This window comes from Pseudomonas sp. Pseusp3, assembly GCF_047304225.1.
GTDB classification, from domain to species: Bacteria; Pseudomonadota; Gammaproteobacteria; order Pseudomonadales; family Pseudomonadaceae; genus Aquipseudomonas; species Aquipseudomonas fluorescens_CD.
The window spans coordinates 1-12,158 of record NZ_JBGLYV010000046.1; the positions used below are offsets into that span (position 1 = coordinate 1).

Consider the following 12,158-nt stretch of genomic DNA (forward strand, 5'->3'; position numbering starts at 1 on the left):
ATGGTCGGGGTAAGGGGATTCGAACTCCTGACATCCTGCTCCCAAAGCAGGCGCGCTACCGGACTGCGCTATACCCCGGTTTGAAATTGGCTCCGTGACCAGGACTCGAACCTGGGACCCAATGATTAACAGTCATTTGCTCTACCGACTGAGCTATCACGGAACTACACATTTCAATTTACAACTTTGAAGCTTTACTGCGTTCTCTTCAACCCGTTTGCATCGCTGCGTTCGTGTGTCTGAGGCGCGCTATTCTACAATCTTCAGAACCTCTGTCAACCCCCTAAATTGCTTTCAAGTTAATGATTTGCAACTTATTTTGGATTCCTGCTTGGGGAGCGGAAACCCTGGCGGGTGACTTACTGCGGGGCGCACTTTACAAGCCTTTTCCTTTGAGTTCAACAGCCTAATGAAAAAAAGGCCTCGCAATGCGAGGCCTTTTCAATTTTGTTGCCGATCTGGATCAGACGAAGACGATTTCGTCGCTTTCCACCACGCCATGAGCGGTATCGCCCGGCATGAACCGACCGGACAGGATCAGCTGCGCCAGCGGATTCTCGATCCAGCGCTGGATCGCTCGTTTGAGCGGCCGTGCGCCGTACACCGGGTCGTAACCGACTGCGATCAGCTTGTCCATGGCTTCAGGGCTGAGTTCAAGCTTCAGCTCCCGTTCGGTCAGGCGGCTGCGCAGACGACCCAACTGGATCTCGGTAATGCCGGCGATCTGATCCCGCGCCAACGGCTCGAAAATCACCACTTCGTCGACCCGGTTGATGAACTCCGGTCGGAAGTGGCTGGAAATCGCATCCATCACCGCTGCACGCTGCGCCTCACGATCACCGACCAGTTCCTGGATCTGTACCGAGCCCAAGTTGGAGGTCATGACAATCACGGTGTTCTTGAAGTCCACCGTGCGGCCATGGCTATCGGTCAGACGACCGTCTTCGAGCACTTGCAGCAAGATGTTGAACACATCCGGGTGCGCTTTCTCGACCTCATCCATCAGGATCACCGAATACGGCTTGCGACGCACCGCCTCGGTCAGGTAACCGCCCTCTTCATACCCCACGTAGCCCGGTGGCGCACCGATCAGGCGAGCCACGGAATGTTTCTCCATGAACTCGGACATGTCGATCCGCACCATCGCCTCTTCGGTATCAAAGAGGAATTCGGCCAGCGCCTTGCACAGCTCGGTTTTACCGACACCGGTCGGGCCGAGGAACATGAACGAGCCGCTCGGGCGATTCGGGTCGGACAACCCGGCACGGGAACGCCGCACTGCGTTGGAAACCGCGACTACCGCTTCATCCTGGCCGATCACACGCTGGTGCAACAGGCTTTCCATCTTCATCAGTTTTTCGCGCTCGCCTTCGAGCATCTTCGACACTGGAATACCGGTCCACTTCGATACGACTTCGGCGATTTCTTCCTCAGTCACCTTGCTGCGCAGCAACTGGTTCTCGCTTTTGCCATGCTGGTCGACCATTTGCAGGCTGCGCTCCAGGTCCGGGATCACCCCGTACTGCAACTCGGCCATGCGGTTCAGGTCGCCTTTGCGGCGGGCCGCTTCCAGCTCCTGACGGGACTGTTCGATTTTCTGCTGGATCTGCGCAGAACCCTGGACTTCAGCTTTTTCCGAATTCCAGATCTCTTCGAGATCCGAGTACTCACGCTCATGCCGGGCGATTTCGTCCTGCAGTTTTTCCAGACGCTTCTTCGCCGCGTCGTCGCTTTCTTTCTTCAGCGCCTGGGATTCCACCTTCAACTGAATAAGGCGACGCTCCAGACGGTCCAGCACTTCCGGCTTGGAGTCGATCTCCATGCGGATGCGGCTGGCAGCTTCATCGATCAGGTCGATGGCTTTGTCCGGCAACTGCCGGTCAGTGATGTAACGATGACTGAGTTTGGCCGCGGCAATGATCGCGCCGTCGGTGATCGCCACCTTGTGGTGAACCTCATAGCGCTCCTTGAGGCCACGCAGGATGGCGATGGTGTCTTCTTCGCTCGGTTCATCCACCAGCACTTTCTGGAAACGTCGCTCGAGAGCGGCGTCCTTCTCTATGTATTGGCGGTACTCGTTGAGCGTCGTGGCGCCCACGCAGTGCAGCTCACCGCGGGCCAGGGCCGGCTTGAGCATGTTGCCCGCATCCATCGAGCCTTCGCCCTTGCCGGCGCCGACCATGGTGTGCAGTTCGTCGATGAACAGAATGATCTGCCCTTCCTGCTTCGACAGTTCATTGAGCAACGCCTTGAGCCGCTCTTCAAACTCACCGCGATACTTGGCACCGGCAATCAGCGCTCCCATGTCCAGGGACAACAGGCGCTTGCCCTTGAGGCCATCCGGCACTTCGCCGTTGATGATGCGCTGGGCCAGGCCTTCGGCGATGGCAGTTTTACCCACGCCAGGTTCACCGATCAGCACCGGATTGTTCTTGGTACGACGTTGCAGCACCTGGATGGTCCGGCGAATTTCATCGTCACGGCCGATCACCGGATCGAGCTTGCCGTCTTCGGCGCGCTTGGTCAGGTCCACAGTGTATTTATCCAGGGCCTGACGGGACTCTTCGTGGTTAGGGTCGTTGACGGCCTCGCCGCCGCGCAGGTTGTTGATCGCATTTTCCAGGGCTTTCTTGCTCACGCCCTGGCCGAGCAACAGTTTGCCGAGCTTGCTGTTCTCGTCCATGGCGGCGAGCAGCACCAGCTCGCTGGAGATGAATTGGTCGCCCTTCTGCTGAGCCAGACGATCGGCCTGGTTGAGCAGGCGCGCCAGATCCTGCGACATATTCACGTCACCGGTCGGGTTCTGGATTTTCGGTAGCTGGTCGAGCTCTTTGGTCAGCTCTTTACGCAGGCTGTTGACGTCGAAGCCCACCTGCATCAGCAGGGGCTTGATCGAGCCGCCCTGCTGTTCGAGCAAGGCTTGCATCAAATGCGCCGGTTCAATGGCCGGATGATCGTGGCCGACAGCCAGGGATTGGGCATCGGACAACGCTAACTGCAATTTGCTGGTTAAACGGTCTATACGCATGGGTCACCTTCCTTTTGAGCAGGCCGGACCTATAAAACATCCTGAATGAAGAAACCTGCCAGATAACACAATAGATGCGGTCGATTCTGGGAGTTTCAAGCGTCGTGACGTTGACGCAGGTCAGAGGAGTTTAGCGTTCAAGCCAGATAAGGGAGGCGAATCGGCCGGTGCGGGGCGCACGGCGATAAGAAAAGAAGCGTGGGTCGGTCACGGTGCAAAATCCGCCACCATAGACTGCCGTGACACCGCAGGCCGCCAGACGCAAACGCGCCAGCATATAGATGTCGGCCATGAACTTGCCGGGGTTTTGACTTGGCACGAAGGCTTCTGCGGCTTGAGGCAGTTGCTGCACGAAGGTTTCGCGCACTTCGGGGCCAACTTCAAACGCTTGTGGACCAATGGCCGGACCGAGCCAGACCAGTACCTCGGCAGGGGGAACCGCCAGACTGTCGAGGGTGGCTTCCAGCACGCCCGCCGCCAACCCGCGCCAACCGGCATGGGCTGCAGCAACGCGAGTGCCGGCACGGTCGCAAAACAATGCCGGCAGGCAATCGGCCGTCATCGCCGCACAGGCAATGCCGGGGGTCGATGTCCAACTGGCATCGGCAGTGACCACCTGGCTTGGGTCGGCATGGGCCACGGCAATGCCGTGGACCTGCTGCAGCCAGGCCGGTTGAATGGAGAAATGATCGGTAAGACGACGGCGATTCTCGGCAACCGCTTCAGGGCGGTCGTCGACGTGATCGCCGAGGTTGAGGCTGTCGAACGGCGCCACACTGACGCCGCCCGCACGGGTGGTAACACAGGCTTTTACCCCGGCCGGCGCGGGCCAGTCAGGAATCAGCCAGTCACTCATCCGATGAACGCCTCACGGTCTTGCTTGAGCAGGGTCAGCAGCCAGACGAAGTCTTCCGGCAACGGCGATTCCCAGCTCATGCGCTTACCGGTGGTCGGATGATCCAGTTCCAGGAAACGCGCATGCAGCGCCTGACGCGGGAAGTTTTTCAGGGATTCGACCATGGTCGGGTTGGCGGCCGGCGGAATGCGGAAGCGACCACCGTAGGCGGGATCTCCGACCAACGGGTAGTTAATGTGCGCCATGTGCACGCGAATCTGGTGCGTTCGACCGGTTTCCAGCTTCACCCGCACGTGGGTGTGGGAGCGGAAGCGCTCGAGTACGCGGTAATGGCTGACGGCTTGCTTGCCACCTTCCATCACGGCCATGCGCTGGCGCTGCTGGCCGTGACGACCGATGGGCGCATTGATCTTGCCACCGGCTGTCACCACACCAATCACGATGCACTCGTAGATCCGGCTGACGCTGCGGCTCTGCAACTGTGTAACCAGCTGCGTCTGCGCTTGAATGGTCTTGGCCACCACCATCAGACCGGTGGTGTCCTTGTCCAGGCGATGCACGATACCGGCGCGGGGCACATTGATGATGTCCGGCACATGGTGCAGCAAGGCGTTGAGCAAGGTGCCGTCGGCGTGACCGGCAGCCGGGTGCACCACCAGGCCCGCAGGCTTGTTGATCACCAGGATGTCGTCGTCTTCGTAGACGATGTCCAGGGCAATGTCTTGAGCGACCCATTCGCCCTGAGCTTCCTGCTCGGCAGTCAGCTCAAGGATGGCGCCGCCATGGACGATGTCTCGCGGGCGGATAACCGCCCCATCCACAGTCAGGCGGCCGTCTTTGATCCAGGCGGAAAGGCGCGAGCGCGAGTGCTCAGCGAATAATTGTGCGGCGACTTGATCGAGGCGTTGGCCGCCCAATTCGGACGGCACCTCTGCGCGGAGTTCAATTTTATCGGACATGCTCAGACTAGGCGTCGGCACAGCCTTTGGTTTCGGCTGCGCGCTTGTGGTTAAATACGGCGTCTTTTGCCCCGAGGCTATTCAACGGGGCACTCATCATAACAGGACGGCCACGCCCAAGACAGCGGCCGTCATAGGGACGCAAGCCGCCATGCAAGTGAAACACCTGCTGCTGATCGCCATCCTCGCATTGACCGCTGCTTGCTCATCGAAGGAAGTCGTAGACGAAAACCTCAGTGAAGTCGAGCTGTACCAACAAGCTCAAAATGACCTGGACAACAGTAGCTACACCAGCGCCATCGCCAAGCTGAAGGCTCTGGAGTCGCGTTATCCGTTCGGTCGTTATGCCGATCAGGCGCAACTCGAACTCATCTACGCGAACTACAAGAACACCGAGCCAGAAGCGGCCAAGTCCGCTGCGGAACGCTTCATTCGCCTGCACCCACAGCATCCGAACGTCGATTACGCCTACTACCTCAAGGGCCTGACTTCTTTCGACCAGGACGTCGGCCTGCTGGCGCGTTTCCTGCCTCTGGACATGACCAAGCGTGACCCGGGCGCCGCCCGCGACTCCTACAACGAGTTCGCCCAGCTGACCAGCCGCTTCCCGAACAGCCGCTACGCGCCAGACGCCAAACAGCGCATGATTTATCTGCGCAACCTGCTGGCGGCCTACGAAATTCACGTGGCCGACTACTACCTGACCCGTCAGGCCTATGTCGCCGCCGCGAACCGCGGTCGTTACGTGGTGGAAAACTTCCAGGAAACCCCTTCGGTCGGCGACGGCCTGGCGGTGATGACCGAGGCCTACCAGCGCCTGCACCTGGACGATCTGGCTGCCACCAGCCTGGAAACCCTGAAGCTCAACTACCCGAACCACCCGACACTGGTGGACGGTCAGTTCGTGCCGACCGTGGCCGAAGCCGACAACCGTTCATGGCTGAGCAAGGCGACCCTGGGCCTGATCGAGTCCCGTCCGCCGCTGCCACCGGGCGAAACCCGCGCCAACCAGGACGTGCAGAAGCAGTTCCAGGACGCCAAGGATGCAATCCCGGCCGAACTAAGGCCTAAAGACACCAATGGCGACGCGATCGAAGAAGAAGATCACGAAGCGCAAGGCAACAACAGCGACCGTTCGTGGTTCAGCTACATGACCTTCGGCGTGTTCGACTGACACTCGGGTTGTGCAAAAAGGGAGACTTTCGAGTCTCCCTTTTTTATTTCAGCGATTTATTGCACTGTGCGCCTGACAGGTCCTTGGCTAAACTGCCGGATCATCCGCAGAAAAGCAGCTCACCATGCTTCGTTTATTGTTCTGGATCGCCCTGATTGCCGCTGCAGTATGGTTCTGGCGCAAGTTCAAGGGGCAGGCTTCCACCCCCAGGCCCCCTGCCGAACGGGAAGCGGCGCCCATGGTCCGTTGCGCCCATTGCGGCGTTCACCTGCCCCGTGACCGCGCGCTGAGCCTCGACCAACGGTGGTATTGCAGCCAGGCTCATCTCGAGCAAGACAAGGACTCCAGCGGCCGCTGACACCTCACCCGAAATGACGGCCGATTGAGGACTATCGCGTGCACCCAAGGAACTGAAAGGCGTCGATCGACGTCTGACGCAGATTATTCAAGGCCACTCTCTGCGAATGAACCGGGTAATCGAAAACGTCCTGCAGCTGCAACGCCGCGAGCAAATGTCGCCGCTACGGCTCGATCTGAAATCACTGGAAATACTCGATAACGAAGCCCCCGCCCCTCAAATCAAGGGCCCGGGGCCATATCTGTCCGGCGAGCCGGGCGAAAGCATTCTGTCCCGCCTAGACTTCAAGGCACGCCAGGAACGCGGCTGCTTTTGCATGACCTTTGCTCACGGACGGAACCCACGTTGAACACGAGACCACGACAAAAAGTCTTGATCGTCGATGACGAACCGGACATACGCGAACTCCTGGAAATCACCCTGGGAAGGATGAAACTGGAGACGTTCAACGCCCGCAACATCGGCGAAGCGCAATCCCTGCTGAAACGCGAAAGCTTCGATTTATGCCTGACCGACATGCAATTATCGGATGGTACCGGTCTGGAGCTGGTGCAGCACATCCAGCAACGTCATCCTCAGGTCCAGGTGGCGATGATCACCGCCTATGCCAGTCTAGAAACCGCGATCGATGTGCTCAAGGCCGGGGCATTCGACTTCTTGACCAAACCGGTGGACCTTACCCGCCTGCGTGAACTGGTCACCAGCGCCCTGCTGCTTCCTGCCCGCGGGGTTGGCATCGATCGTCGCTTGCTGGGCGACTCATTGCCCATGCGCAGCCTGCGTAAACACATCACCAAACTGGCCAGCAGCCATGCGACGGTATACATCAGCGGAGAATCCGGCAGCGGCAAGGAACTGGTCGCGCGCCTGATCCATGATCAAAGCCCCCGCGCCAATCAGCCGTTCATTCCGATCAACTGCGCGGCGATTCCTTCGGAACTGTTGGAGAGCGAGTTTTTCGGCCACCGCAAAGGCAGTTTCAGCGGCGCCATCGAAGACAAACCCGGTCTGTTCCAGACCGCTCACGGCGGCACCCTGCTCCTCGACGAAGTGGCTGACCTGCCGCTGGCAATGCAGGTCAAACTGCTGCGCGCGATTCAGGAAAAAGCCGTACGCAGCGTCGGCGGGCAGCAGGAAGTGGCGGTGGATGTGCGCATTCTCTGCGCCACACACAAGGACCTTGGTGCCGAAGTCGCCGCCGGGCGATTTCGCCATGACCTTTACTACCGCTTGAACGTGATCGAACTCCGGGTGCCGCCCCTGCGCGAGCGTCGTGATGACATTGAAATGTTGGCCAGCCACATGCTCAAGCGCCTGGCCGCCGATACCGGTCAACCTGCGGCGAGACTCCACCCCCAAGCCCTCGATGCGCTGAAAAACTATCGCTTCCCGGGCAATGTGCGGGAACTGGAAAACATGCTCGAGCGGGCGCACACCCTGTGTGAGAACAATCAGATCGAAGCCGGCGACCTGCGCCTGGCCGAAGGCAATTGTGGGGCTGAAGGTGGCCTGCCGGACCTGACCCGGATCGACAATCTGCAAACCTACCTGGAAAACGTCGAACGCCAACTGCTGCTCCAGGCCCTGGAGGAAACCCGCTGGAACCGCACGGCGGCGGCTCAGCGGTTGAATCTGTCATTCAGGTCGATGCGTTACCGGCTCAAGAAGCTGGGACTGGATTGAGCCGCCCGGCAGGCGCGTAAGGCGCCGGATCGATAATTGGCGCCCGGCCCAGCATCACATCGGCAAACAACTGGCATGACGCCGGCGCCAGCACCAGCCCGTTACGGTAGTGCCCGCAGTTGAGCCAGAGCCCGTCAAACCCCGGCACCGGGCCGATATATGGAATGCCCTCGGGAGATCCCGGGCGCAATCCGGCCCAATGCCCCACCACTTCGGCATCGGCCAGCGCCGGGATCAATTCCACCGCGGACGCCTTCAGGCTTTCCAGTGCCGACCCGGTCGGCGTCTTGTCAAAGCCTTCATGCTCCAGCGTACTGCCAATCAGTATGTGCCCATCGCGCCGGGGAATCGCGTAGCGTCCCTTGGCCAGGACCATGCTCGGCAGGAAATCCGCCGCACACTTGTAGAGAATCATCTGCCCTTTCACCGGCTCGACCGGCAGCGTCAGGTCAAGATGCTTGAGCAGTTCACCGCTCCAGGCCCCCGCCGTCAGGACGACTTGATCGCCCAGGACAGTACCTGTGGAGGTCTGCACGCCGACCACTTTGTTGCCGTCACGAACGAACCCGCTGACTTCGCACTGCTCATGGATCGTCACGTTCGGCAGCGCCAGCAACGCGGCCTTGAGTGACTTCACCAGACGTGGATTGCGCACGTTGGCAACGTCGGCCATGTAGATCGCCCGGGAAAAACCAGCGCCCAGTACCGGCACGGCGTCGTGCACTACCGAAATATCCACCGCACTCAACGGACGATGTTCCCGGACAGCCCAGGCCAGCGCTTCAGCCTCGTCATCCAGATCCAGCCAGTACAGACCGGTGGTGTGCACCTCAGGATCAACGCCGGTAGCGGCAAACAAGCGCTCGCCCAGTTGTGGATAAAAGTCCTGGGACCAGTGAGCCAGCGCAGTGACCGCCGGGCTGTAGCGCCATGGGTAAAGCGGCGAAACGATGCCGCCGCCGGCCCAGGACGATTCCTGGCCGACGTTCGAGCGATCCAGCAGCACAACGCTTTGCACTTCGGAGGCGAGATTGAAGGCCGTCAGCAAACCAATCACTCCGCCGCCGACAATCACCACTTGCTGTTGCCTGGTCATGTTCTGATCCAATCGTTAAATAGACAGAGGATGTAAAGGACACCCGAAAAGGAAACTCAGCGCCCCCAGCAGTCTTTGCTGGTCAGGCCGGATTTTGCGTTGACCATTCCGAGGACACCCGTGTTGGTGATGGTCAGGTCACCGCACTTGTCAGTGGCCATGCTCGAGTCAGCCTTGCGCACCGCCGTCAGCAGAAAGGCCTGGTCGGTCAGGGTCGGTGTGATGCTGTAGTAATCATTGCCGGCACTGAGGCCCGCCGCATTGGTGTAGACATTTTTCTGCGAGTAGAAGCGCTCCAGGATCTGCGCCTGCTCCGAGAGCAGACCCGCCACTTCTGCGCGACGGCCCTTGTTCAGGTACTCGGTGAAACTCGGGGCAGCAATGGTCATGACCATCCCGATGATCGCAATCACGATCATGATTTCGATCAGGGTAAAACCGCGGTTGGTACTACGCATGCCTCAACTCTCACTTACTGTATTTGTCGCCACATGATGCGACGGCTACCGCCGGATTTTTCCATTCCCGGAGTATCGTCGCCAGTGGAATCGTTCACGGCCCCGCCATTGTCGCTGACGTCCTGGGTCGAATGCTCTCCAACAAAGATCACGCCATCGGACAGCCTGTCGATGCTGTCGACCACGCCATCGTCGTTGCTGTCGAGCATCTTAACGCTGATCGCATCGGGCAGCCTCAAGCAGACGGCATTCAATCCCTGATTGCTGTGGTAGAACCCGTACCAGTTGCCATTCGCCAGACAGGTTGGCCGGTTCAGTGCCGGCGAATCCGGTGGCGTGGCAGCGTGCGCCGCCATCGACAGGTTCAGCGCGGCTACAACACCGAACAGTTGTGACCACCGCCGGATATATCGCTCAGTACTTCGCATAGATGCTCTCCACCACACTGCGCGAATGACCCGCGATGCCTACTGCCGTTACCCGATACAACGTCGCCGGGGTATTGATCGGCACATTCACCGCATCTCGGCTGACACCGATGTTTTGCACGCCATAAAAGCCGTTGCCTGATGCAATCCAGGTCACTCCGGACGCGGCGCTGAAACCGGCAGCGGTGATTGTCGAGGACTCGGACGGTGGTGCACATTGAACGATGCCGCTACAAACGGGTAGTGCATAACTGTCCCGTTGCACTGCACTCTCGCCCACCCTCAAGGCGGCTTCGGCACTCTGAAACGACTGGTTGCGCAAGGCGACGCTACCGGCCATTTTTTCCTGCAGGGTGGCGCTTTGCATCGATGAAAGACCGATCAGCGTCAGCAAGAGCAAGAACACCAGACTGACCAGCAGTGCCATGCCGCGCTGGGTGTAATACGCCATGGGAAAACGGTTCATCGGCATTCCCTCATGGCAAGCGGTTGCGCAGGGCGGCCACTGCGTTGAAGGTTTGATCGCTCACCCGATGGTTCGGATCGATGAGCGTCAGGCTCAGGCGAACGCTACGAATCAGCGCAGGGTTCGGTGGGTTGCTGCTGTAACGGGAAGCAGCCAGATCAGTGGCAGTGCTGGCCAGGCCGAAGCTCACGTCAAAAGCGCTTACGTTGTTCACCAATACCTGTGGTGCTGCACTCCCGCCCCTCATAAGCAGCTGGTTGTTGCTGAAGCTGTAAGTCAGTTGCCGTATCGGAAAAACCAGTTGCCCTGCCACCGGAGTCGGGCTGTCGCTGTAGGCCGTCGAATTGTTTCGACAATCGGAAAGCACGGTCCAGTCCGGTTTGCCGCCATTGCCGCCGATATCCGCCGTAACCAGCGTCAAACTGCGACTGCCATTGTCCCAGCGGATCGGCGTTAGCCGACTGGCATGGAAATCACCCTTCGTACTTGAATCAATGATCGTTTCCAGGCAACCGAACATCCCGACCATGCGGATTTCCTGAAGCATTTTGCTCAACACGAAACGTGCGTCCTCCTGCATGTTCGCGGCCGCATTCTGGCTGAGATAAGTGTTCTTGGCCGCGATGAAAACCTGCACCACGCCCAGTACCACGATCAGGCTCAACACCAGGGCGATCAGCAACTCGACCAGGCCAAAGCCTGCGCTGCGGCGACTCACGGGGTCACCACCGGGTCAATGGCCGTGCGGCTGCTCAGGACGAAGCTGCGCCGCGAGTCGGCAGCGTTCGCAGCCCGTGAGTCGTCCCAGGTAATCGTGATGGTGTACACCTGCTGATTGACGGTGACACTGCCCGTCGCGGTGGCGCCGAGTGAGCTGACAATGTTGGTATTGAAGTCAAACAGGTCCTGATCCCGGGCAACACCCGGATTGCCCGTAGCTGGCGGCGCGATGGTGTAGTCCGCTGCGGCGTTGGCGCGAATGCGGTCCATCATGTCGTAGGCGATAAAACTGGCCTGACTGGTCATGCGCGCACTGTCCGTATACTTCAGCGCATTGAGCTGAAACGCCGCGGCCCCCAACAACCCCACTCCCAGAATGACTAATGCCACCAGGACTTCGACCAGCGTCATGCCCTCCTGCGGGCCTTGGTTTCCTATCCTCATCCGCAACTTCCGCCCAATAGAATTCGTCCGTTCAAACACACTTTCAGCGTCCGGCTTTGAGCTCCCCGCCCATAGCTGATCACCACCTCTGAGGACGGTGATGACAATCCGCCCGTACTGTTGAAATCGATGGCAGTCACGCCCGAGGTTAGCGCCAGAGTTGCGCCGCTGCTCATCGCCGGAACAACCCGCAATACTTTGGCTAAAGCGCCAGTACCGTCGTAAACCGCCAGCTCCCCACTCCAGGCATCCCCTCCTGCCGTCGGACGCACCCGTGTGGTATTGCCCCGATCGATGGCCTCGAGTCGGGCAAAATTCAGGGCTCGTCGCAGGTCAGCGATTTCAGTATCAGCCCTCGTCGTTTGCATCGAGCGGGTAAACGCCGGGACAGCCAGAGTCAGCAGAATCAGGAGGATCGCGATCGCGACCAATAACTCGATCAACGTGAAACCTTTTGTACGATGATCCATCGGGGCCTTCTGTTTCCT

Annotated in this window: 13 protein-coding genes, 2 tRNA genes and 1 pseudogene; 4 read left to right on the forward strand and 12 right to left on the reverse strand. The window is 59.5% G+C overall.

Annotation, left to right across the window (positions count from 1 at the left end):
- Nucleotide 1: 1 nt before the first annotated feature.
- The 5 genes from ACCD00_RS16875 to rluD form a co-directional block, all read right to left on the reverse strand.
- A tRNA-Pro gene (locus tag ACCD00_RS16875) sits at nt 2-78 on the reverse strand.
- A gap of 9 nt (nt 79-87) precedes the next feature.
- Nucleotides 88-163, reverse strand: a tRNA-Asn gene (locus ACCD00_RS16880).
- Between the two features lie 300 nt (nt 164-463).
- The gene (gene clpB / locus ACCD00_RS16885) at nt 464-3,028 is read right to left on the reverse strand and encodes an ATP-dependent chaperone ClpB (protein ID WP_413426211.1); all 2,565 of its coding nucleotides are present in this window, start codon (nt 3,026-3,028) and stop codon (nt 464-466) included.
- Nucleotides 3,029-3,158: 130 nt separating this feature from the next.
- A complete protein-coding gene (gene pgeF / locus ACCD00_RS16890; protein ID WP_413426213.1) occupies nt 3,159-3,884 on the reverse strand; it encodes a peptidoglycan editing factor PgeF in 726 nt (241 codons plus the stop codon).
- Nucleotides 3,881-4,843 carry a 23S rRNA pseudouridine(1911/1915/1917) synthase RluD gene (gene rluD, locus ACCD00_RS16895; RefSeq protein WP_007990414.1) on the reverse strand — a complete coding sequence of 321 codons (963 nt, stop codon included), beginning with the start codon at nt 4,841-4,843 and terminating at the stop codon, nt 3,881-3,883. Before rluD ends, pgeF begins: the two co-directional genes overlap by 4 nt.
- A 151-nt stretch (nt 4,844-4,994) precedes the next feature.
- On the opposite strand from rluD, the gene ACCD00_RS16900 reads away from it, so the two are divergent.
- From ACCD00_RS16900 to ACCD00_RS16915, 4 genes and pseudogenes are all read left to right on the forward strand, one after another.
- Complete coding sequence (locus ACCD00_RS16900; RefSeq protein WP_413426215.1) at nt 4,995-6,017, forward strand: outer membrane protein assembly factor BamD; 1,023 nt, start codon at nt 4,995-4,997, stop codon at nt 6,015-6,017.
- A 124-nt stretch (nt 6,018-6,141) separates the two neighbouring features.
- Complete coding sequence (locus tag ACCD00_RS16905; protein ID WP_413426217.1) at nt 6,142-6,375, forward strand: PP0621 family protein; 234 nt, start codon at nt 6,142-6,144, stop codon at nt 6,373-6,375.
- A gap of 31 nt (nt 6,376-6,406) precedes the next feature.
- Nucleotides 6,407-6,724 (forward strand): annotated as a pseudogene (locus ACCD00_RS16910) (hypothetical protein); the annotation flags it as partial.
- Complete coding sequence (locus ACCD00_RS16915) at nt 6,721-8,058, forward strand: sigma-54-dependent transcriptional regulator (protein WP_413426219.1); 1,338 nt, start codon at nt 6,721-6,723, stop codon at nt 8,056-8,058. The pseudogene ACCD00_RS16910 and the gene ACCD00_RS16915, both read left to right, overlap by 4 nt.
- Here ACCD00_RS16915 and thiO read toward each other — a convergent pair.
- Genes thiO through ACCD00_RS16950 form a run of 7 tightly spaced genes read right to left on the reverse strand, consistent with a single transcriptional unit; the run spans nt 8,036 to nt 12,140 of the window.
- Nucleotides 8,036-9,154, reverse strand: a complete 1,119-nt coding sequence (thiO, locus tag ACCD00_RS16920; RefSeq protein ID WP_413426221.1) for a glycine oxidase ThiO — start codon at nt 9,152-9,154, stop codon at nt 8,036-8,038. The two genes, ACCD00_RS16915 and thiO, sit on opposite strands and share 23 nt — an antisense overlap.
- Nucleotides 9,155-9,210: 56 nt before the next feature.
- Nucleotides 9,211-9,612 (reverse strand): type IV pilin protein, encoded by a 402-nt coding sequence (locus ACCD00_RS16925; RefSeq protein ID WP_413426223.1) that lies wholly within the window; start codon nt 9,610-9,612, stop codon nt 9,211-9,213.
- Between the two features lie 14 nt (nt 9,613-9,626).
- On the reverse strand, nt 9,627-10,040 hold the full coding sequence (locus ACCD00_RS16930) for a hypothetical protein (protein ID WP_413426225.1): 414 nt from the start codon (nt 10,038-10,040) through the stop codon (nt 9,627-9,629).
- Nucleotides 10,027-10,506 carry a PilX N-terminal domain-containing pilus assembly protein gene (locus ACCD00_RS16935; protein ID WP_413426227.1) on the reverse strand — a complete coding sequence of 160 codons (480 nt, stop codon included), beginning with the start codon at nt 10,504-10,506 and terminating at the stop codon, nt 10,027-10,029. Before ACCD00_RS16935 ends, ACCD00_RS16930 begins: the two co-directional genes overlap by 14 nt.
- Nucleotides 10,507-10,516: 10 nt before the next feature.
- Nucleotides 10,517-11,224, reverse strand: coding sequence for a PilW family protein (locus ACCD00_RS16940; protein WP_413426229.1), 708 nt, complete (start codon nt 11,222-11,224; stop codon nt 10,517-10,519).
- Entirely contained in the window at nt 11,221-11,670 is a 450-nt protein-coding gene (pilV, locus tag ACCD00_RS16945) for a type IV pilus modification protein PilV (RefSeq protein WP_413426231.1), read from the reverse strand. Before pilV ends, ACCD00_RS16940 begins: the two co-directional genes overlap by 4 nt.
- Entirely contained in the window at nt 11,667-12,140 is a 474-nt protein-coding gene (locus tag ACCD00_RS16950) for a GspH/FimT family pseudopilin (RefSeq protein WP_413426233.1), read from the reverse strand. The genes pilV and ACCD00_RS16950 overlap by 4 nt, the downstream gene beginning before the upstream one ends.
- Nucleotides 12,141-12,158 lie beyond the last annotated feature (18 nt).

Coding starts and splice junctions, on each gene's coding strand:
- clpB (WP_413426211.1), bottom strand. CDS start 3,028: ATGCGTATAGACCGTTTAACCAGCAAATTGCAGTTAGCGTTGTCCGAT.
- pgeF (WP_413426213.1), bottom strand. CDS start 3,884: ATGAGTGACTGGCTGATTCCTGACTGGCCCGCGCCGGCCGGGGTAAAA.
- rluD (WP_007990414.1), bottom strand. CDS start 4,843: ATGTCCGATAAAATTGAACTCCGCGCAGAGGTGCCGTCCGAATTGGGC.
- ACCD00_RS16900 (WP_413426215.1), top strand. CDS start 4,995: ATGCAAGTGAAACACCTGCTGCTGATCGCCATCCTCGCATTGACCGCT.
- ACCD00_RS16905 (WP_413426217.1), top strand. CDS start 6,142: ATGCTTCGTTTATTGTTCTGGATCGCCCTGATTGCCGCTGCAGTATGG.
- thiO (WP_413426221.1), bottom strand. CDS start 9,154: ATGACCAGGCAACAGCAAGTGGTGATTGTCGGCGGCGGAGTGATTGGT.
- ACCD00_RS16925 (WP_413426223.1), bottom strand. CDS start 9,612: ATGCGTAGTACCAACCGCGGTTTTACCCTGATCGAAATCATGATCGTG.
- ACCD00_RS16930 (WP_413426225.1), bottom strand. CDS start 10,040: ATGCGAAGTACTGAGCGATATATCCGGCGGTGGTCACAACTGTTCGGT.
- ACCD00_RS16935 (WP_413426227.1), bottom strand. CDS start 10,506: ATGAACCGTTTTCCCATGGCGTATTACACCCAGCGCGGCATGGCACTG.
- pilV (WP_413426231.1), bottom strand. CDS start 11,670: ATGAGGATAGGAAACCAAGGCCCGCAGGAGGGCATGACGCTGGTCGAA.
- ACCD00_RS16950 (WP_413426233.1), bottom strand. CDS start 12,140: ATGGATCATCGTACAAAAGGTTTCACGTTGATCGAGTTATTGGTCGCG.